14 protein-coding genes, 1 tRNA gene and 1 riboswitch are annotated in these 20,834 nt (G+C 54.1%); of the genes, 4 read left to right on the top strand and 11 right to left on the bottom strand.

Translation table 11 applies throughout. The annotated features are described in order from the left end of the window. The first annotated feature begins 271 nt into the window (after positions 1–271). From BHK98_RS09780 to BHK98_RS09770, 3 genes are all read left to right on the top strand, one after another. The gene (locus tag BHK98_RS09780; protein ID WP_075713816.1) at positions 272–787 is read left to right on the top strand and encodes a DUF8052 family protein; all 516 of its coding nucleotides are present in this window, start codon (positions 272–274) and stop codon (positions 785–787) included. 63 nt (positions 788–850) lie between these two features. Then, a complete protein-coding gene (locus BHK98_RS09775) occupies positions 851–2,608 on the top strand; it encodes a carbon starvation CstA family protein (RefSeq protein ID WP_075713814.1) in 1,758 nt (585 codons plus the stop codon). Positions 2,609–3,044: 436 nt separating this feature from the next. Beyond that, positions 3,045–3,121 (top strand) — tRNA-Pro (locus BHK98_RS09770). Between the two features lie 168 nt (positions 3,122–3,289). Here BHK98_RS09770 and BHK98_RS09765 read toward each other — a convergent pair. Further along, positions 3,290–4,873 (bottom strand): transposase, encoded by a 1,584-nt coding sequence (locus BHK98_RS09765; RefSeq protein ID WP_075711788.1) that lies wholly within the window; start codon positions 4,871–4,873, stop codon positions 3,290–3,292. Between the two features lie 342 nt (positions 4,874–5,215). Next, positions 5,216–5,773: a TetR/AcrR family transcriptional regulator gene (locus tag BHK98_RS09760; RefSeq protein ID WP_158024492.1), complete on the bottom strand. Its 558-nt coding sequence runs from the start codon at positions 5,771–5,773 to the stop codon at positions 5,216–5,218. 332 nt (positions 5,774–6,105) lie between these two features. On the opposite strand from BHK98_RS09760, the gene BHK98_RS09755 reads away from it, so the two are divergent. After that, the gene (locus BHK98_RS09755; protein ID WP_075713810.1) at positions 6,106–7,473 is read left to right on the top strand and encodes a B12-binding domain-containing radical SAM protein; all 1,368 of its coding nucleotides are present in this window, start codon (positions 6,106–6,108) and stop codon (positions 7,471–7,473) included. Here BHK98_RS09755 and BHK98_RS09750 read toward each other — a convergent pair. The 9 genes from BHK98_RS09750 to BHK98_RS09705 all read right to left on the bottom strand — a co-directional run bounded on the left by BHK98_RS09750 (position 7,467) and on the right by BHK98_RS09705 (position 20,722). Next, positions 7,467–8,924 carry a L,D-transpeptidase gene (locus tag BHK98_RS09750; RefSeq protein WP_158024491.1) on the bottom strand — a complete coding sequence of 486 codons (1,458 nt, stop codon included), beginning with the start codon at positions 8,922–8,924 and terminating at the stop codon, positions 7,467–7,469. The genes BHK98_RS09755 and BHK98_RS09750 overlap by 7 nt on opposite strands. Before the next feature lie 249 nt (positions 8,925–9,173). Beyond that, entirely contained in the window at positions 9,174–11,282 is a 2,109-nt protein-coding gene (locus BHK98_RS09745; RefSeq protein ID WP_075713807.1) for a sirohydrochlorin cobaltochelatase, read from the bottom strand. Between the two features lie 280 nt (positions 11,283–11,562). After that, positions 11,563–11,788, bottom strand: a riboswitch (cobalamin riboswitch). 141 nt (positions 11,789–11,929) lie between these two features. Next, a complete protein-coding gene (locus BHK98_RS09735; protein ID WP_075713805.1) occupies positions 11,930–12,640 on the bottom strand; it encodes a M15 family metallopeptidase in 711 nt (236 codons plus the stop codon). An 18-nt stretch (positions 12,641–12,658) separates the two neighbouring features. Beyond that, the gene (locus tag BHK98_RS09730; RefSeq protein WP_075713804.1) at positions 12,659–13,900 is read right to left on the bottom strand and encodes a DUF819 family protein; all 1,242 of its coding nucleotides are present in this window, start codon (positions 13,898–13,900) and stop codon (positions 12,659–12,661) included. Positions 13,901–14,274: 374 nt separating this feature from the next. Next, positions 14,275–15,513, bottom strand: coding sequence for a DUF819 family protein (locus tag BHK98_RS09725; protein WP_075713802.1), 1,239 nt, complete (start codon positions 15,511–15,513; stop codon positions 14,275–14,277). Positions 15,514–15,638: 125 nt separating this feature from the next. Beyond that, positions 15,639–16,604, bottom strand: coding sequence for a LuxR C-terminal-related transcriptional regulator (locus tag BHK98_RS09720; RefSeq protein ID WP_075713800.1), 966 nt, complete (start codon positions 16,602–16,604; stop codon positions 15,639–15,641). A gap of 56 nt (positions 16,605–16,660) precedes the next feature. Further along, positions 16,661–17,653, bottom strand: a complete 993-nt coding sequence (gene galE, locus BHK98_RS09715) for a UDP-glucose 4-epimerase GalE (RefSeq protein ID WP_075713798.1) — start codon at positions 17,651–17,653, stop codon at positions 16,661–16,663. A 15-nt stretch (positions 17,654–17,668) separates the two neighbouring features. Further along, the gene (locus tag BHK98_RS09710) at positions 17,669–19,441 is read right to left on the bottom strand and encodes a UDP-glucose--hexose-1-phosphate uridylyltransferase (protein ID WP_143404580.1); all 1,773 of its coding nucleotides are present in this window, start codon (positions 19,439–19,441) and stop codon (positions 17,669–17,671) included. Next, positions 19,442–20,722: a galactokinase gene (locus BHK98_RS09705; RefSeq protein ID WP_075713796.1), complete on the bottom strand. Its 1,281-nt coding sequence runs from the start codon at positions 20,720–20,722 to the stop codon at positions 19,442–19,444. It abuts the gene before it with no gap. Between the last annotated feature and the right edge of the window lie 112 nt (positions 20,723–20,834).

Genomic DNA, 20,834 nt, shown 5'->3' with positions numbered 1-20,834 from the left:
TATTGACTTTTTCGTCATTGTGCAACAGAAAAGTAAGCTCCCAGTCTGTAGCAGGTAATTTTTTACCTGCTGAGGCGCCGGCTCCGGTCAGTCTCGTTCCGGCTCTGTTCTCCACAGAAGGATTAAAAATACTGATGGCAATATTTCTTCCGCACGAGTTAAAACATCGCAACAAAAATAAATAAAAAAAATTGTTTTAAATAACAAAAAACTATTGCATTCTTTGCCCAGCAGTGATATTATTACGGCGTTATCAGGAGAGGAAATGTAGATGGACAGAAATTTTTTTGAAAGACTGCTTTCGACTTATCAGGACAGCTACGATATTGTGAGAGAATATCGCGCTGGTGATCATGTCTTCGACGCATACGCACGGCTGGACGCGTCCAGCGCCAGGTATGTTTTGTTAAAGAAAGCGGAGCTGTGGAGAACGCTGAATCATGAGCACGTGTTTTTCGCCCGGCGCCGAAAGGTGATGGAAGAGGATCTGACAAAATTTCTGACGGCGGTGAACGATGTGATCGAGCCGCAGCTGATTCGTCAGGGACAACGAACCATGCCAAGGGACCATATGTCGAGCCTCGTGACCGGGATTTTTCTGAGCGAAGAGCCGGTAGAACCGGAAACGATACGCAGACTCAGACGCATGAAGTTCTACCGCAGTTACAGTCTGTCCTTCCGCGGATTCTGCCAGGGAAGGTTCGTGATCGTGGATCTGGCGCGGCGCAGGGTTTATGGCAACGCCGCGGCGCGGGACATCGTTCGCGGCCTCCGCAGAGCAGTCTGATAACAGGGTTTTCATTTTTTATTTCAATATGCATTTTGTAGTATTGTAAGGGAGTGTTGATTTATGAACGCAATCATTATTTTTCTGATCGGGATCGCCGCTCTTGTCATAGGATATGTAACCTACGGCAAATGGCTGGCGGACCAGTGGGGCGTGGATCCGTCCCGCCCGACTCCGTCTCATACCATGGAGGACGGTCTGGACTACTGCCCGGCGAAGGCGCCCGTGCTGATGGGACATCATTTCTCGTCGATTGCCGGCGCGGGGCCGATCAACGGACCGATCCAGGCGGCCGTGTTCGGCTGGGTGCCGGTTCTTCTGTGGGTTCTGATCGGCGGCATCTTTTTCGGTGCGGTGCATGATTTCGGTGCGCTGTTTGCTTCCATCAGGCACAAAGGCCAGTCCATCGGCGAGGTTGTCGCGGACACCATGGGCGGCAAGGCAAAGCGGATGTTTCTGGTTTTCGCCTATCTGACACTGCTTCTGGTCGTTGCGGCGTTCGCGTCTATTGTGGCGAACACCTTTATGGCGACCTTCCGGGCAGACGGCAGCGTAGACTACGCGGCCAGCGCCTCCAATGCGTCGACAGCGATTATTTCCCTGCTGTTCATCGTGCTGGCGATTCTGTTTGGATTCTTTGTCTACCGCAAAAAAGCGTCGCTGCTGCTCTCCACGATTCTCGGCATCGTCGGCATCGTAGTGATCATCGCCATCGGACTGAACTGGCATCCTTTGTACCTGAGCAATTCAACGTGGATGATCATCCTGGGAATTTACATCCTTGTGGCGTCAGTCACGCCGGTCTGGATTTTGCTGCAGCCGAGAGACTACCTCAGTTCATTTCTGCTGTATTTCATGATGGCGGTGGCCGCGGTCGGCATCGTCGGCGCGTCGCTCATGGGACAGTCGCACCTGGACATTCCGGCGTTCACCGGCTTCAAAGATACGCTGTACGCGGATAACGGCTTCGCACAGGGAACCTCCCTCGGCTACATGTTCCCGGCACTGTTCGTAACAATTGCCTGCGGAGCGATCTCAGGCTTCCATTCGCTGGTCGCTTCCGGCACAACCGCCAAGCAGATTAACACAGAAAAAGACGCCCGGCCCATCGCTTACGGCGCAATGCTGGTAGAGAGTGCACTGGCTGTGATTTCTCTGATCGCCGTAGGATATGTGTGGAGCAGCTTCAAGACCGGACAGGTCATCACCCCGACGGTCGTCTTCGCAACCGGAATCTCCAAAATGTGCGCGGCGATTCCCTTCCTGAAGGGTTCGGAATCCGTGATCTTCACAATGCTCGTACTGGCGGTGTCGGTGTTCTGCCTAACCTCGCTGGATACAGCCACGAGACTGGCCCGCTACATCTTCCAGGAGTTTTTCCTGGAAAGCGGTCAGGTATGGCAGGAAGCCACGGGCTGGCGCAAAATCATAACGAATCCTGTCGTCGCGACTCTCATCACTGTAGTCTGCGGCATCCTCCTGGGCATGCACGGATATGCGAACATCTGGCCGCTGTTCGGCGCGGCTAATCAGCTCCTCGCGGCGCTCGGACTGCTGACTGTGGCCACCTGGCTCGGCAAAATCGGAAAGAACAACAAGATGTTCCTGTTCCCGATGGCATTCATGCTGGTGGTGACAATCACATCTCTGGTGCTGACCCTGAAGGGAAAAATCGTCGAGCTGTCTGTGCAGGCCACCGGCTGGGCGATCGCGATGAGCGTGCTCGACGTCCTGCTGATCATCCTGGCAGTGGTGCTGGCCATAGACGGCGTGCGTACCCTGCTTGCCGAGCACAAAGAAAAATCCGAGGCGGCGGCGTAACACTGCGGGCCGCAGTATTCTCCTCCGGCGAACGACAGCCGCCGGAAAACGACAGCCGATAGCGGAGAGCAACGGCACGACAGAGCATCGCGGCCTCGAACAGACGTAAAACCGAACAAACGTCTTGACAGAGAAACAGGGCATTTCGACCGTGCGGAAGAAACGCCCTGTTTTTATAGTGCATGACCGGGGATGCGACCGCATCCGAATCTCATTGCCGAAAGCGTTCAGGATAAAACTCCCGAAATTACTGCGGTATGCTGCCGAATGTATTCTTTGTATTATTGATATTGCAGGCATATTTGATGGCTGAGCACGCATTGGGCCGGGGGTCGCCCCGCGCTTTTCTCACTTTCCCGCACTAAAATTCCGTTGTTTTTGATATTTTCTACTTGAATTCTCCGTGCAAATGTCGCATAATAGTAGACAGGCACGTCGGGGAGTGGCGCAGTTTGGTAGCGCACTTGACTGGGGGTCAAGGGGCCGCAGGTTCAAATCCTGTCTCTCCGACCAGTTGAAAGCCCTTGATATTTCAACGATATCGAGGGTTTTTTCGTGTCTTTTTTCCTCCTGTTTTTTGCCCCTTCGCGGTGCTAAATTGGTCTAATTTACTCTATGGCATGAGTAAATCAGTGAGTAAATTTATTTTTATATAAACTAATACATTCCCAATCTGCCGGACTATACAGTACCGGCAGACGGGGTTGAATCCTTCCGGGGACGACCGCGCTTGCGCTTAGGCTTCGGCTCGGTTTCATCCTTGGGCTTGGGTTTACGCCCACGCTTCTTCGGTGCCGGTTTCGGCACAGGCCTTGACAGACCGAGTGCTTCAAGCTCATCGAATACGAGTTGCAACGTGTGAACCCAATAGCCATCATCAGTCGCCGGCTCCTCCGGAGCATCTGCCTTTCGCCAGGCAGATGCCAGGTCATCCATCAGCTCGCCGTAGGATATCTTCTCGAGTAATCCTGCGTTCTGGGCCTTGCGGATAATCCGACAGGTGGCAACCGTTGATATGAAATTGATGAATTCGCTGCCGATGACGGAGAAGTCTCCCTGAACATCGGTGTGGTCCAGGCATTCATCGCTCTTGTACCGATTGAAGACCATCTCCAAAAGCCAGCGGTCTTCGTAACAGAGGTATGCGGCTTTTGGTTCCAGATCCTGATCGGATTCAAGAACGATCACTCCGAAAGTTGCCTGCTTCCTAGCATATTTCTCAGGAGAGAAGGTTCCTTTCTTCTGAGCATTCGCCAGATACGAGGCTTCTTCGGCGGATGCCTTCCTGGCATCCTTGAAGGCATACAGGTATCGGCCACCCTTGATCTGCTTCTTCTTGTAGACCACATGGGCATCGATGCCGGACAGCACGCCTTCGAAAGCGAGCATGTCATTGCTCGATATACGTGTGTCATTGCGCTTGATCGGTGTGAGGAAGTGCAGATCCGGACGTTCCTGTAGTTCCTCCTTGATCTTGCTTGGTGGGAATCCCTTGTCAGCGACAATGATCCCTTTGCGGATGTCATTGTCACGGATGAACGCCGGATAACTGCTAGCATCGATGCTGTTGCCGGGGAAGACCTCAGCGCACACCGGCTCCATCCGTTCAATGTCGTAGGCATACAGGACGGATACCTCGCAGATGCCGCGCACTCTTGCCTTGCGGGAGTACGCAGACAGGTCATTGACCTTGCTGTTGTCCTGCTTCAGCATCCCGTCGATGGCAATGTGATGGTCGGCAGCCGTTGCCTTCATTCGCAACTGGTAGAACTGTCTTCGTCTGGATCCGTTCATCCCGATCCGCTGAAGCAGACTGCCGATGGAATTCCTGGACATGGCTGCACCGGGATAATCTTTGCATACGAACGTCCTGAGGTAATGCGTCCGCGCTCGATCCGCTGTAATGGCTGGCTTGATAACCCGGAGGGTAGCCAGAGACATCATTGCATAGACATCGGATGCGTCGTATACCGCAAGCAGATCCTCCTTAAGGTCTGCAGTCACAGACTTGACCAGAGCAGATGCTCCGTAGGACAACATGTCCGGCAAGTCTGCACCCGGATCCTTTTCGGGGAGAGGAACAAACTTGTAGTCAATAATGTGACCGATAACCTTGCCGTTTTTTGGCTGCGGGTTGCCGCCGGGAACGTATTTCGAGGATCCTCGCTGCCGGACAGCATAGCGTTTGGGGCCATCCCCACCGTTGTCATCTACAACGGTATTGACTGGCCGGGGGACCGCTCTGATTTCAGCTGGTACTGGCATAAAAATCAACTCCTTTATATAGTCCTATTATATCATATCTGGACTATATATGGTAGTGCTTTATGCACTTTTTTACAAGAATCTTTCGCAGATTCTGGGGTGCTGCGCCGCCAAAAGGAGCTGTTTTCCAGGGTTGCTTGTCAACTGGTGCCTTGCTTTGAGGCGTAACACGGTATATTTGGCTGGATTACAGGCTTAACCTATAGTCCGGCATTTTGGGAAAGTATTAATAAACGTAACGTTCTATTGGCATTTTGAACAGGCTTTTCGTCTCTCCCTTTTCAACTGAACGCGGAGACCGACTCATCCGGGAATACGGGAGTCGAGATGATTCATCCGGCATCAGTTCCGGAAGAGTCCTCCTGCGGCCAGATCCCTGACGAGCTGATGGGCGCTCTTTCGTATTTCCTCATCCTCTGCTGCGCTGGCGACGCCGCCGCCGACATGGAAAAATCCCCAGAAGCCCAGCACCAGAAAAGAATTCAGCCTGTCCACATCGTACCTGGTCTTCACCTGCTCCTTTCCGTACAGCTCAAGCTTCTTCAGCGTCTGCGTCACAAAGCGATAGTACATCATAAGAAACGTATAGGAATCGTCGACCCAGATATCTGCGTATTCCTGATTCACATCATGAATTGAATCCAGGAAATTCCGGAAACGCAGTTCAAAGCTGTCATGAGGATTATTCTTCTGCTGAAGTTCATGGAATCCGACCCGAATCTGCTCATACAGGTCTTCAAAGCAATCCTCCATCAGATCATATTTATCCTCATAATAATTATAGAAGGTTACACGGCCCGTGCTGGCTCTCTTGCAGATTTCGGTCACCGTGATCTTTTCAAACGGCTTCTCACACATCAGTTCTCTAAGCGATTCCTTCAGACATTTTTTTGTTTTCAAAATCCTCTTATCCATTGTACAAAAAATCCTTTCTGTATCGATATTGTCACACACATTTTTATCTGTCCTTGCTTTTGTTCGCTGATTTATTATAATACATTTTAAGAAGATGAACAAGTGTATAGATAAGATAATGGTTGTACAGTGAGTGCGGCGGTTGCCAGGCGTCGTACAGAAAAGCACGCGGCGATGCGCCGGTTGTCAAACGTCGCACAGAAAAGCACGCGGCGATGCGCCGGTTGTCAGACGTCGTACAAAAAGCACGGCGATGCGGCAACGCTACGGCGAACGTCGCATGCCGTACAAAAGAAACTGCGGCGCGGAGGAAGAAAATGAAAATTGTTTTTATCGTCCCGACAACAGGATTAAAGAGATTTCCGCCCTATCGCTGGGCGGGCAGAATTTACGGTCAGCCGAATTCGATTACGGGACCGCTTATTCTGGGCGAAATCCTGAAGCGGGCCGGTCACAAGGTGGAAGTGTACGAGGAATTGAACGGCAGAGTGCCCTACAACCGGCTGCTGAAAGATACCGATATCTTCTGCTTTTCCCTTATGACCTCCAATGCTCCCCGCGGATACGAGCTGGCCGATATGATTCATCGCCGTAGCGGAGCACGGGTGCTGATGGGCGGGATGCACCCCACCTGGATGCCGGAGGAGGCGCTTGAGCACGCAGATCAGATTATCACCGGTGAAGGAGAAAAAGTGATTCTGGATGTGGTGGAAGGACGCATTACTGAACCCGTCGTTCGGGGTCCCCTGATTGAAAATATTGACGAGGTCCCTTTTCCGGATTATTCCATCCTGAAAACGCCCTGTGCAGCGGCCAACGTCATATCGACCCGGGGATGTCCCTGCCGATGCAGCTTTTGTACCACCTCAAGAATGTTTCACCCCTACCGGAAACGCAGCGTGGACAATGTACTCGCTGAGATACGCCGCTACAAAGAAATGGGTTTCCGGTACATGAACTTCGAGGACGATAACTTTACGGCAGACAAAGAACGGGCGAAGGAAATCTGCCGCCGCATGATCGCGGAGGGGCTGACCTTCAGAGAAACGTTTTTCTTCGGGCGGACGGATATGGCAGAAGACGAGGAACTGCTGGAGCTGCTGGCGCAGGCTCATCTGACGCGTGTTCTGATCGGAATCGAGTCCCTGAATCAGAAGGCGCTGGACAGCATTCAGAAGGGTCAGAACATCGAGGCGATCTGTCGCGCCGGAGAAGCCTGCAAGCGGCATCGGATACGCGTCATCGCAAGCATCGTGCTGGGGCTGGACGAGGACGGTCTGTCCGACATGGACCGCAGCATCGCATTTGCCGAGTCCATTCACGCTTATCAGCTTCAGCCGGCGATTCTCACGCCGTTTCCCGGAACGCCGGTGTACAGAGACTATGAGGCGCAGGGCCGCATCCTGCCCGGAAGCTGGAGCCGGTTCGATATGATGAATGTGGTGTTTCAGCCGACCAAAATGTCCCCCTGGGAACTGCAGGAGGAATTTTTCAGAGCGTGCAGGAAATTCTACACGTTTTCATCCGCGAAAGACATCCGGCGGATTTTCGGAAAAGAATACGGACGGCGGCGATGGGGTCTCGCCCTGATGACGCGGCTGGGCACCGGCGCGGCACGCCTGGCGTCCCATATCGCGCCGCATTCCGACTACTATACGCTGCGGCATATTTCAGATGCTCAGTAGTACACGGCCACAGGGATTCCGGTCTGAACCAGGCTGAACAGCCGGGCGGCCTTAGAAGGAGGCAGATTGATACAGCCGTGAGATCCGTTATAGGTCCAGATGCTGCCGCCAAAGACGCCTCTCCAGTTCGCGTCGTGCATACCGACGCCTTCATAATTAATCGGCATCCAGTAGCTCACCGGAGATTCCCACTCATAAGACGTTTTCGTGACGGTCTTCTTTCCTTTTTTCTCTGTTGTGGTCTTTGCCGGTCCGCGCAGAACGACATTCCGCGCCTTCGTCAGCAGAAAGTATGCGCCCGCCGGCGTTTCGTGGACTCCGCGGGTGCCGGAAACCACATCAGTCTGGAACACAACCCTTCCGTCTTTGTACATCCAGAGGTGCTGCGCGTTGAGATTCACCTCTACATAAGTATCTCCAAATCCGTAATTATCGCTGTAAGGAGCCGCCTCCGTCTGGGCGTAGACCGGTTTCCTCTCCACGTCCGCTCCCTTTTTCAGATCCTTCGACAGCCTTGCGGCTTCACCCTCCCGGTCAATTTTCCAGCCGTAATAGCCTCGGGCCTGAAGGCGGATCACCTTTCCGGAATGCGTCTTAAACTTATGCGGGCTGTCCACAGTGTCGACCGAATCGGCCAGCCGCGCCACAAAGGCAGTCAGCTTCTGCTCCCAGACCTCATCATCCCGCTTCAGTCGTCCGTCTTCGCCGCGGACCAGCCAGTCCTTCATCTGGTTGGCGTCCAGAACCTTTTTACTTCCGTCCGGCAGTTCATAGGTCACAGAGCTCCAGGACATTCCGCTCAGCTGCCGGCAGTCCTCCTTCAGCTGTTTCTCACTGACGGCAGGCGCTTTATCTTTGTAATACCCGGATCCCCCGCTGATGTCCAGACCGGTCATGGAAACACTTACTGCCTCCTCCACCGCCTCCAGAACATTGCCCTTGTTCACCACAGTACCTTTAGCGGGCTTTACCACAAAAAATTTCCCGTCCTCATAGGATACCCGGGCGCTCTTCGGTTTTTTCATGTTCTTTTCCTGCATCTCCGGCCATTTCATCACAGCCTTGCGCAGCTTTTTTTCGGAGAAGTTTCCCCTGAGAGTCATGGAATGCTGTCCATGCAGATACAGAGAAGACAGATACTCCCCGAAGGACTGTCTTTTCAGCTGGTGTCTTATAATCGAAGGCTCTTCCAGCTCATAATCTATTGCCGTACCCTTCAGGGTTTCCCTTTTTCCTTCCCTGAACAAAACCTTCAGCGAATAGTTCTTTGTTACAGCATCCTCCGCCTGTTCCGCCGTCATGCCCGCAACGTTCACGCCGTTGATTCTCGTGCTCCGCAGGAAAATTCCCTTACAGTCTCTGTGGTACACAAAGCCGAGGGCGGCCAGTCCAAGCAGCAGCCCCAGTACAGTCATAATACAAAGATCTCGGAGGATTCTTCTGTCGTTCATTCTTTTCATCCCTTTATCTGATCATATGCTTTCAGCGTCCGGACAGGACTTATGAAACCATACTCTGCTCATTTCATATAAACTCGTCGTATGTTTAGTTTACCCTATTACTATCCCGGCCGCAAGAAAAAAAGTACTAAAAGAGGCCGGCGCTGCCACGATTACACACGTGTGCGCCAGCCTCCCTCAGATGCTCTTTTACCTTATTCAGTTACTCAGGATCTTTAGTGCGATGCGGCCTTCAGATCCTTATTTCGCCTTGACCTTTACAACCTTGCTGTATTTGCTGTAGCAGGTCTTTCCGGCGATCTTCTTATATCCTCTGACCTTGAAGTAATAGGTTTTACCCTTCTTCTGTCCGCTCTTGACAGTGACCTTCACAGTCTTGCCAGATTTCGCGGTAGCCACGGCCTTGAAGCCTTTGGATTTCTTGGTGGAGCGATAGACCTTGTAGCCTTCCGCCTTAGAATTCTTCTTCCAGGAAACCGTGATCTTCCTGCCTTTGCCTGCCTTGGCTTTGACACCGGAAATTGAGCTCGCTGCGAGTTCCACCTTAGCCTTGTAGTCAGCATACTCCGCCTTGGCCCTGGCCAGTTCTGCCTTTGCTTTTTCCAGCTCTGCCTTTGTTGCATCACTGTCCTTCTTCATCTGGTCGACCTGTTCACTCATAGCCTTCAGTGTGTGTGCCACATAAAGCTTCTGAACGCTTTCGATCTGACCCAGGCCGGCGATCTGACCTTCTACCTTAAATCCTGCCTTTTCAAAAATGGTTCTCCAGGAATCCTCATCGGTCCCGTTCATATCGTTGTTAGCGTGGTCGCCGGCAACAACCATCAGAGGTCTCAGAACAACTCTGGAATATCCACCGTCTTTTACCTTCTTGAGGACAGCGGAAACTGCATTATTAGGATCATTGCGTTCTTCCCCTTCAACGGTTCCGACGAACGCATTCTTGTAGCCGAGGCCGGTCATCGCTGTCTGCATCTGTGTGTAGGTGATATTTGCCGCATGTCCGGTTCCATGACCCATGAACACGTAAGCAGTGTCGCTGTCGCCGGTCAGCGCGCTGACGTCTTTTCCGTCGTCTTTTACTGCTGCTTCTGCGGCAGTTCTGGCGACCGCGGTCTTGTCTTCGTTGATGGTGTCTGCGGAATCGCCTGCCATGCCCAGCAGCGGCTCAGCGAAGGTGATCGTCACGCCGTCCCATTTGTTCTGTTCAACATCCCGTTTGATCTGGTCATATTCTTCACCGTTCATCAATGTGGTCGGCTGAATAATCAGATTGGTGACGCCTGCCTCCTTAGCCTGGTTCATGGCTTCTCTGACAGTGTTGATCTTCTCTTCATCCCTGGCCAGGATGTGATTGATGATTACCTGAGATGTGAAGGCTCTTCTTACACTGTAGTCGGTGTAAGTCTTTGCCAGAGCTTTTTCGATTCCGCCGATGGTGGCAACACGGCTGTCAGTATAGCTGGTGCCGAAGCTGCAGACCAGGATTTCCTTCTTTTTGTCCGGTTTCGTATTCAGCGGATCGTCCTTGCTCGCATCTCCGGTGCTGACAAAGTAATCGGCTCCGCCTGCTCCCGGGTATTCATAGCCGAGCCCGTCCGGAATCTCCGGAACATTTTTCTTGTCCTCGTCAGACAGCTTATCATATGCATATTTCGCGATCTTCGCTGTCTTCTCTGTCAGAACGGCCTGCGCTGCCTGCTCCTCAGCAGTCTTTTTAGGATGGATATAGATTTCCCCGATCAGACCTGCAACCAGAAGAGGGCTGTCGTTGGCGTCAACATAGGCCTTTGCCTGCTCTTCTGTCATTTCAGTTTCAATCTTCTCTGTGGTCTCCTTCAGTGTCGCGTTTTCAACTCCGTCCTTCGCACTAACCGAGGCTCCGTCACCGGCGACAGTATCAAGTATCTTTTCTTTTTCATTGACTGTTACCGTTCTTTCATACCATGTCAGCTTTTTCTTTGAGTGGGTAGAGATGATAAATGATTTACTCAGGTCAATACCGGTTACATCCACAGTAAAGACCTGATAATTTTTGCCGTCGATCGTCTCCTGAGTCGGGTTGACCGCGCCGCTGCCGTATCCGTACAGGCGCGCAGCAGAAGCTTTTCCCACATAGTACTTGTCATAAGATGTGCTGTCGTCTCTGATGATCAGCGTCTTCTTGCCGCCGGATTTGACCAGAGTCGCAGAATCCGGCTTGAACATGCCTTCGGCTTTTACTGTCAGCTCCACACTGTTCTCATCACCGTCAGCCGCATATGTCTGAGGCGTCAGGATGATGCTGAAGGAGATAAGGATCAGTGCAGACAGAATCAGCACAGCCAGTTTTTTTAAACTACTCGTCATGTTTTCCTCCTCACAAATAAAACACCAATAGTTTTTTTAATGGCAATCAACGGATCGATTCATAAACTTCCTGCCACAAAATCCCTGCCTCATTCCTGTACCCGGGTTCGCAGAATTCTTTTTTGTCAATGAGAGAGATGTTCTCTGCGGCCCGCCGGATCTTCCTTTGTTGATCGCAAAAGAAAAACCCGCTTTGGAAAGCAGGCCTGACACGCCAAAAAATGGAAGAGCATATCCACATTCCGGCGATATTGGTGAAGCTTTCTCTGGAAGTCATTCCCCAATTCCACTCCCTTCAGCAGGTTTCCTGGCTCACAGGTAATACCGCACACCACGCCTTCTCAGATCCGCCGACGGTTCTGCGGATTTCACCGCTTTCATCGGTTCAGGATCCAATGGCTTATTGTGATGTACTTCCTGTTTACAGTGACCGAGTCGCTCAGGTATCTCACCTGATTCCCTTTTAACCACAAGGATTCTGCGGCACTGAACGGATTTCAATTGTCATTTTCTCTACTGAAATTATATCAACCGTTTCTGAAGGTGTCAAGAGGTGCGACGGACACACATGCTGGGCAAACAAAACTGATGCGGATTCCGGATTTCCCGGAGCCCGCATCAGTATATGGTTTCAGCTTACATCAGCTTCAGTCCAGCTCGAAGATCCCGTTGTAGAGAGCGGGTCTGTCGACAACGGCGGACCAGTTTTTGTCCCCGTATTCAAAGTGCCACCATTCGGAAGGCAGGTTGGTAAAGCCGGCCTCCAGCATGATATGATAGAGCAGTCTGCGATTGTCTCGTATGAGCGCCGCATCCGGCAGTCCCGCAGCCTCCTCTGTCTCGAAGAAAGCAGTCCTGGTTTTGTCGGTGAAGGCGTCGAAGCCGCATCCCATCTCCAGCTCTTTCCCGTCCGGGCCAACAAGCGTCAGATCGATAGCTCCGCCCGTGGTGTGCGCCGGCGGCAGAGTCCTGTCCGGAATAGGATTGGCGACGAATTTGCCGATGAAACGGTGCTGTTCCTCCTCCGACATGTTTTCCAGATGAAACTCCCGTATGATTTTGGCGCTGTATGAGACAAAGAGCTCCTCCTGCAGTGCAAAGGGTCTCCAGGCGTCCCAGATCCGGAAGCAGTATCCTTCCGGGAGGCTTTCCGCCGCTTTCTGCAGCATTTCATATACTTCCCTGCGCAGGAAACATCTCTGCTCCCCGTTTTTGAATCCGAGAACCGGATATTGCATCCGGATGTCAATTTTTTCGCTTTCCTTCACTTCTGTCAGCGGAGAGTCGATAAAGGCTGTCTTTGTGTATTGCTCCAGATCCGGAAGAACCGGAATCGGCGTTTCAGTATAACTCGCCATAATATCGCCCCCTCAGCTTTACGCGCCCAGAATTCCGCCGATAACAACGCCGAGATACGTACCGATAACGTAGCCGAAGGTTCCGACCAGCATAATCGGTCCGACCAGCTGACTCCAGCCCTGGGAAATGGCCATGCCGGCCGCGGTGGTCGGTCCTCCGATGTTCGCGTTGGACGCCAGGATGCAGTCCTCCAGGTCAAAGTGCAGCAGCTTGCCGCCGATGAAGCAGAACAGCATGTTGACGATTACCATAATCGCAGTGAACAGCAGCAGCGCCGGCGTCTGTGTGATGATCTGATAGATGGAGGCCGGAACGCCGATGACGAACAGGAACAGGTAGATGAAATAGGTACCGATTTCCTGCGAACCGTTCAGCTTTTGTACCTGCGTCTCTCCATAGGTGGCGACGATCATGGACAGCGTGGTGATCCAGACGTACTGAGAGCCGAAGAATGTATTACACATCTTCAGGATCGCGTTGTCTGTCGGGATGACATTGGCAATGCCCATGGAAATCAGGTTCGAGAAGAACACGATGACCACAGCGTAAGCCAGATTCAGAGCGATGTCCTTCAGCGAGATGTCTTTGCGGCTCCAGTAAGCAGCTGCCTGTGTCTGCGAATCGCCGAGCCCGTTCTTCTCCACCTCGTCGATGTGCGGATGGGTGTAGTGGCTGCGGAAGAATTTCAGTCCCGCGAACAAAATCAGGACGAAGAAGTACAGCGCCATCAGCAGATTGTCCGCAACAGTCGTCGCTCCGATGGTTCCGCCGCTCACCTTGAACTGCGTCGCCAGCGCGGCGAAGTTTACGCCGCCGCCGATATAGGAACCGGTCATCATTGCCGCTACGCCGGCTGCCTCAGGCACCGCGTCATGCAGCAGCTGATATGCCAGCAGTGCGCCCAGGCAGGTTCCCACCGCGCCGATCAGGAAAACGATCATGACGCGTCCGGTCTCCTTCCAGATCTTCTTCATGTTGCACTGCAGTAGCAGAAGAGGAATACCCAGCGGCACCGCATAGCCCCAGATGATATCGTCATACAGGGTGCTGTTCGTCGGCAGAATCCCGATGTTGGACAAAACCAGAGCGAAGATCAGTGCGATAATCGCGCCGGAAAGTTTGGACGCCCAGGTGTACCTCTGCTCCAGATAGATCGCCAGCGCCACACTGACGACCAGCACGAACAGCAGGGCCCATGTGTCGTCCGGTGAGATCAGCGACGGTCTTCCGAGCGTACTCTGAAAAAATGAATTTAACATAATAACTCCTTTCTGCACGGCTCCTCCGCCATCCGCCCCGGTTGAAAAAAGTCGAGCACAAACGGGAGGCGGCATGCGGCAGAAATCCGCGCCCGTGCCGGAAAACCCGGCAAGCTTTTATCTGTATTATCAGACTTTTACACGGATTATGCAATGAACTTTAGTTATAACTTTGGGATTTTTTTGCGGTTTCGTCAGAATTTATTCAATCAGGGACGCTGCGCGGGTTTCTCCGCACGGACAGGATATCAGTGATTGCGATGCCGGCTTTCGCGCATCCTTGCCGGCGACAGTCCGCGCGAAGGACATCAGTGCGGCACAATTAAACTGCGGGCAGCGCCGGGAAAAAATCCGGACAGTGATTTTGTTCCCCGCTAAAATTCCAGAATTCCCCAGACAAGCAGCCCCATATATGTGCCGAGAACGTATCCGATAATCCCCACCAGAATCGATGGGCCGATCAGCGACTTCCATCCCTTGCTCACCGCCATGGCCGCCGCCGTCGTCGGACCGCCGATGTTCGCGTTGGACGCCAGGATAATGCTTTCCAGATCGTAATGCAGGAATTTCCCCGCCACCAAACAGAACAGCATATTCACGCCGACGATAATCGCCGCGTAAAGGAGCAGGACGGGTGACTGGATGATTCCCGGCGCTGATGCGGGAACGCCGATAACAAAGAAGAAAATATAGATTAAGAATGTTCCTATCTCCTCTGTCCCGCGGATGCCTCCGAAAAATCGGGGCTTCACTGTGGCGCAGACCATGGAAATCGTGCTGAGCCAAATGTAGTCGTTTCCCAGCAGCGTGTTGAACATCATCAGAACCGAATTGCTTCTGGGAATCACCCGCCCAAGCATATCCGCCATGAAGAAGGAAATGCTGACGATCACAAACGCGGCGGAAACGGTCAGAGCGATGTCCCTCAGAGAGATTTCACGCGGACGGGCAAACGCCCCTTCGTACTCCTCCTCTCCGCCGTTACCGACGGAACGCTTCACCGCTTCTATATCGTCGATCAGCGGATGCGAAAACCTCTTCAGAAAAAAACCGGCGGACGGAATCAGCATCAGAACCAGGAAGCAGATAGCCATCATCGTATTGTCCGCCATTGTCGCAGAGGACATCGTCCCGGCGGAGACGCCGAGAGCCTTTCCCACGCCGGTAAAATTTACGGCTCCGCCGATGTAGGTCGCGGTGAATACGCCGGCCAGCTTCGCCAGCTCCGGAATATACTGCCGCAAAAGCCCGTATCCGATCATGGCGCCGCAGGCGGTGCCCACCGAGCCGATCAGGAAAATCCCGAGAATTCTCCCGGAGTCACGACCGACCCTGCGAATGTCACATTTCATCAGAAGCATCGGAATCGACAGCGGGACCACATAGTCCCAGACCGCGTCCCACACACCCGATTCCATCGGAATGATCCCGAAATTGGAAAGCGCCACCGCCAGCACCAGCGCAATCAGCGCTCCGGTGACCTTCGACGCCCACTGATATCTTTGTTCCAGCATAATCGCGGCAGACGCCCCCACGATGCAGATTGTCCAGAGCGCCCACGTGTTGTCCGCCCCCACCAGGGGGTCCTTCAGATTAAATATGTGTCCCCACATAAACAGTCGCCTCCAAGTCAAATATATGTCCCCGCTCAAACGGCCGCCGGGCGGGTCCGGTTCCCTCTGACCGGTTTTCTCCGGATCGGGCCCGCATCCTCAGACGAAACGGGCCGCCTGCCGATTCACTCCTCCGGTTCCTGAAAATCGATAAACATCCGCATCAGCTGGCTGCGCCGCTCGATTTCCAGCTTGGTGAAAATATTATGCACATGATGCTTGACCGTTCCCACCGTGATGAAGAGAGCGTCCGCAATCTCCTGATTGCTTCTGCCGCCCAGAATCAGACCCAGCACCTGCGTCTCCCTGCCGGTCATTTTGTAATAGCTGCAGAACTGTTCCATCTTCTCCTGCTCGTTCACAGGACTCCGCAGCGGTTCCCCGCCCTTTTCACGACTGAGGTTCCTCGCGATCGCACTGTTTTCCGCACTGGCGTCGATGCGGCGGATCCAGCGCACCAGCCAGACAGCCATCACAATGCTGAACAGGTAATCCACAGGATTCACCCGGTAACCGAAATCGAACCAGCCTTTGCCGTTCGCGAGATAGACCCAGATGTTCTCCACGAAAATCGCAGCCGCGAACCCCGTCGCCGCCATGCACAGCCTGCGGAAAACGCCGGCGGATTCTTCTTTGTTTCCCCGGGAGGAAACAACGCCGTATACAAATGTCGCAACGGCAGACAGGAAAATCGCCGACTGCCCCAGGGGCGCCAGCACGGTGAAGGAGGACGCATCGATGGCGGCAAACTCCAGACCCGCGCAGACGGCGAGAACAAAATACAGTCCGCCGCGCTCCTTCCGTCCCAGAAAATCGGTGACAAACCAGATATAAAAAAGACAGATCAACGCGTCTGCCGTGGTATTCAGGTTCAGATAAAAACGCCCCATCCCCTGCACATCCGCCTGGATCAGCCCCATATCGAAGGCAAAATTAATAACGGTCCGGACCAGCAGCATCAGAAACAGGAACCGGAGATCCCGGATCCAGCGCAGACCTGTGCTGCCCTCCGCCCGTGTGCATACCTCCATGACCTTCATGTAAAGGATGATGAATGCGATATTATAAATGTATACTAAAAAACCCTGCATGTCCGAATTATACCATACTTGCAGGGCTTTTACCATAGCCGCGGGGAATGCGCGGTTTAATCCCGGTATCCGTCGGGGTGACGACGATGCCAGTTCCAGGCAGTGGCAATGATGTCCTCCAGACTGTCATGCTCGGGCTTCCATCCCAGGAGTTCCCTCGCCTTATCGCTGGAGGCGATCAGAACATCCGGATCACCGGGCCGGCGCGTCTCCTCCCTTTCAGGGACAGGCAGTCCGGTAACCCTTCGGGCGGCGTCGATCACCTGACGCACCGAAAACCCGACGCCGTTGCCCAGATTGAAGATTTCGCTGCGTCCGCCCTCCATCAGATACTCCACCGCTTTGATGTGTGCCTGAGCCAGATCGGTCACATGAATGTAATCCCGGACACAGGTCCCGTCCTCTGTGGCGTAATCCGTCCCGAAGATACTGATGAACTCTCTTTTGCCGGCAGGAACCTGAAGAATCAGAGGAATCAGATGCGTTTCCGGATGATGATCCTCACCGATGAGACCGCTGACATGCGCGCCTGCGGCATTGAAATACCGCAGCGACACGAACCGGAGTCCGTGAGCCTTTCCGACCCATTTGAACATCTTCTCCATGGAAAGCTTGGTCTCTCCGTACGGATTCACCGGTTCAGTACGGTCCGTCTCCCGGATCGGAATGCGCTCGGGAATTCCATAGGTCGCCGCCGTTGACGAAAAGACAATTTTATCGACCCCGTGCGCCACCATTGATTCCAGCATGGTCTTTGTGCCACAGAGATTATTATCATAATACTTCAGGGGATCGCGCATGCTCTCCGCCACCAGGGAATTCGCCGCGAAGTGAATCACCGCGTCCAGCTCCGTCTCCTGCTCCAGTACGCCGTCCACAAAATCCCGGTCACGCAGGTCTCCCTGGTAGAACGTCGCCGACGGATGCACTGCCGCCAGGTGTCCGGTTTCCAGATTATCAATCACCGCCACAGAATGGCCGGCCTCCGCCAGCGCATACACGGTATGCGAGCCTATATAACCCGCTCCGCCAAGAACCAGAATCCTCATATTGTTTTACCTCCGTTATAACGTCGAAATAAACCGTCGGAAGGCACGCCGTCCCTCCTCTGTGCACCGGAACACACCCGCATCTTCCAGCACGCCGACAAAGACCCGTCCGATCTCTTCCTTCAAAATATCCCGGACATTCGATTCACCAATCACCGCATATCTGTCGCGAAGCTCCGAAGCCCACCGGGCGTGTTTCGTCAGCGACGGATGCTCCGCCGGATCACCGCCGCGAATCAGACACTCCGCCAGAAGCTCCATTTCCCTCTTCAGCCGGGACGGCAGAACCGCAAGCCCCATCACTTCAATCAGACCGATGTTTTCCTTCTTGATATGATGATACTCCGGCCGCGGATGGAACAGTCCCAGCGGCCGCTCCGCTGTCGTGATGTTGTTCCGCAGCGCCAGGTCCAGCTCGTAATCGCCGCCGCGCCTGCGGGCGATGGGCGTGATCGTGTTGTGAGGCTCGCCGCCGGTCTCCGCGAAGATCCCCGCCGTTTCATCCGTGTAATTTCTCCACGCGCACAAAATATGATCCGCAAGATCTGTCAGACGGTCCGGATCGCTGTGACGAAGCCGGATGACGGACAGCGGCCAGTGAAGAATCGCAGCTGATACCTCTTCATAGCCGGGGACACAAAAAGTTTCCTCCGGCTCCGCCCGCTCCATCGCGAACGTGTACCGTCCGCCCTGGAAATGGTCGTGCGTCAGAATGGAACCTCCCACGATGGGCAGATCTGCGTTAGATCCGATGAAATAATGAGGGAACTGCCGCAGAAAATCAAACAGTTTCCGGAACGTGCCGCGGTCGATTTTCATCGGAACGTGGCGGCCGTTCAGGATGATACAGTGCTCGTTGTAATAGACGTACGGCGAATATTGGAATCCCCACCGTTCCCCCTGCAGTTCGAGAGGGATAATCCGCAGATTCTGCCGGGCCGGATGGTCCGGCCGCCCGGCGTAGCCCTCGTTCTCCATACAGAGCTGGCATCGCGGATAGGCGATCCGTCCGTCGGGCGAAGGGCTTGCGAGGTTCGCGGGCCGGCCTTTCGAGTGGTCCGCGAGCGAGCCTTTCAAGCAGTCCGCGAGCCGGCTGGATGAAGAATCCTGACAACTTGCGAAGGAGCCGGGCGAGTGGTCCGCAAGCCGGCCCGCTTCCTGCTCTCCGCTGCGCGCCGCCGCGATAGCCCGGGGATCTTTTTCGGGTTTGGACAGGTTAATCGTAATGTCAATCATCCCATAATCACTGTCCACTTTCCATTTCAGATCTCTGGCAATCCGGTCTGTGCGAATGTAATTGGTATCCTTGCAGAACCGGTAGAATCCGTCGGTAGCGAGTCTCGGGCTCTGGGCATAAAGCTGCCGGAACCGTTTCTGAACCCGGCTGGGGCGGGGCGTCAGGATTCCCATAAGTCTGGTGTCGAAAAGGTCTCTGAATGTCACGCTGTTTTCCGGAATGAGTCCTCTGCTGTAAGCCTCGTCGCACAGTCTGTCCAGCAGCCCCGCCAGGTCCGGCCCGGCCGGCGCCGACGCCTGCGGCGTCGTAGCGGCGGAGCCGCCTTCGCCGGTTCGCAGAACCGGCGGCGCCGGCCGGACTTCCGGGCAGTCCGTCTGCGCGTCCGACCGTTCCGCTTCCGACCCCCGCGCAGGCGCGGGGGTCGGGTCATAGACCGAAAGCCCGAATACCTCTAGCAGCCGGTTAATCGTATAATTGCGATCTTCCGGTTCAATCAGTCCCTTTGCGATTCCATATTCCGTCAGCAGTCCGATATCCTTCATCAATTCCATTCATATCACCTTCATTCCGCCGTACTTCCGGATCCGGAGCACATGACAGGCGCCCTCTCCGAAAATCCAGTCCAGCGTTTTTTTGTACTCCTCCACGAGGTCTTCAGGAACAAAGGCCTGTATTGTTCCCGCAAAGCCTCCCCCGTGAACCCTGGCGGCCCCGCGTCCGTCCAGAATTCTGTCGCTGACGGCAAGGGCCAGGGCAATCGGCTGCTCTCTCGGATCCCTTCGGGAACTGACATTCTGCAAATATTGAAAGGAGGAATTCCCGGACGCCCGAATCAGTCGCAGGAACTCCGGAAAGTCCCCTGCCTCCAGTGCGTCGGCCTGCGCGGAAACGCGGCAGGTTTCCCCGAACCAGTGAATCGCGCGCAGCACCGCCCGGTCTCCAAACTGTTTTCGCAGTGCGGGAATATCCCTCCAGAAGGCCTCGGGCTCCACCTGCGCCAGTACTTCTTTGTGATAAAAGCCTGCTATCCGGCACATCTCTGCCGGAATCGCCGCATACTCGTCCGTCATCGCCGCATGCGATCCGCCCGTTTCCACGATACAAAGTGCGTGCCCGAAATTTTCAAAGTCTGTCTCCAGCCGCCGGACCTCCGGGGGCTCGTTCGCAAAGTCAATGTAAATGAGTCCTCCCGCGGAGCAGGCCATCTGATCCATGAGTCCGCAGGGTTTTCCGAAATACCGTGTCTCCGCCTCCTGTCCCGCACGGGCCAGAATCCGCGCCGGAATCTGCATATCGTGATAAAGTCCGGAGATAACAGTTCCTGTCAGGATCTCAAAGGCCGCTGAAGACGACAGTCCCGCCCCTCCGGGTACGGCTCCGGTAACATAGGCCTGAAAGCCTCCCGCCTGAAATCCGGCCGCTTCCAGTCCGCTCACAACTCCCCGGATAAGAGCCGCAGATGTTCCTTTTTCCCCGTGCACCGGCTGCAGCTCCGCGAGATTCACACAGACAGGAGAATATCCTTCCGATTTCAGCGTAATCCGATTATCTTCTGTCGGCGATACCACTGCAATGATGTCCAGATTCACGGAGGCCGCCAGAACCCGGCCGCGCTGATGATCGGTGTGGTTCCCTCCGATTTCTGTACGGCCCGGAGCGCTGTAAATCTCCACCTGCCGGTCGCCATACAGTCTCCGGAACTCTTCCAGCGCACTGATATATCGTGCTCTGCTGCGGCTCATCGCATTCTCATGAGGATCGATGCGCCTCAGCTGCTCCTGAAATTCTCCGTTCCGAAGCCCGCGAACAAGCCGGCTTGCTTTTTCAGACATGCCCTTCTCCTTCCGTTCCTTCCCGCTGTGCGACGCGCGCTGTCATGCCGGGCGTCGATATCCGCAGAGGCGCCGCGCAGACAAAATCCGCGGACCTTCCTTTGTTCCTCAC

The sequence above is a fragment of the Hornefia porci genome (assembly GCF_001940235.1).
In the GTDB taxonomy this organism is placed as follows: domain Bacteria; phylum Bacillota; class Clostridia; order Peptostreptococcales; family Anaerovoracaceae; genus Aminicella; species Aminicella porci.
The sequence above is the reverse complement of the archived record's forward strand: the minus strand, read 5'-3'. Positions and strand labels throughout refer to the sequence as shown.

Excerpts from the sequence above, each read along its gene's own strand:
- BHK98_RS09725 (WP_075713802.1), bottom strand. The coding sequence starts at position 15,513 with ATGTGGGGACACATATTTAATCTGAAGGACCCCCTGGTGGGGGCGGAC.
- BHK98_RS09705 (WP_075713796.1), bottom strand. The coding sequence starts at position 20,722 with ATGTCTGAAAAAGCAAGCCGGCTTGTTCGCGGGCTTCGGAACGGAGAA.
- BHK98_RS09745 (WP_075713807.1), bottom strand. The coding sequence starts at position 11,282 with ATGACGAGTAGTTTAAAAAAACTGGCTGTGCTGATTCTGTCTGCACTG.
- galE (WP_075713798.1), bottom strand. The coding sequence starts at position 17,653 with ATGAGGATTCTGGTTCTTGGCGGAGCGGGTTATATAGGCTCGCATACC.
- BHK98_RS09765 (WP_075711788.1), bottom strand. The coding sequence starts at position 4,873 with ATGCCAGTACCAGCTGAAATCAGAGCGGTCCCCCGGCCAGTCAATACC.
- BHK98_RS09780 (WP_075713816.1), top strand. The coding sequence starts at position 272 with ATGGACAGAAATTTTTTTGAAAGACTGCTTTCGACTTATCAGGACAGC.
- BHK98_RS09755 (WP_075713810.1), top strand. The coding sequence starts at position 6,106 with ATGAAAATTGTTTTTATCGTCCCGACAACAGGATTAAAGAGATTTCCG.
- BHK98_RS09775 (WP_075713814.1), top strand. The coding sequence starts at position 851 with ATGAACGCAATCATTATTTTTCTGATCGGGATCGCCGCTCTTGTCATA.
- BHK98_RS09730 (WP_075713804.1), bottom strand. The coding sequence starts at position 13,900 with ATGTTAAATTCATTTTTTCAGAGTACGCTCGGAAGACCGTCGCTGATC.
- BHK98_RS09735 (WP_075713805.1), bottom strand. The coding sequence starts at position 12,640 with ATGGCGAGTTATACTGAAACGCCGATTCCGGTTCTTCCGGATCTGGAG.
- BHK98_RS09750 (WP_158024491.1), bottom strand. The coding sequence starts at position 8,924 with ATGAACGACAGAAGAATCCTCCGAGATCTTTGTATTATGACTGTACTG.
- BHK98_RS09710 (WP_143404580.1), bottom strand. The coding sequence starts at position 19,441 with ATGGAATTGATGAAGGATATCGGACTGCTGACGGAATATGGAATCGCA.
- BHK98_RS09720 (WP_075713800.1), bottom strand. The coding sequence starts at position 16,604 with ATGCAGGGTTTTTTAGTATACATTTATAATATCGCATTCATCATCCTT.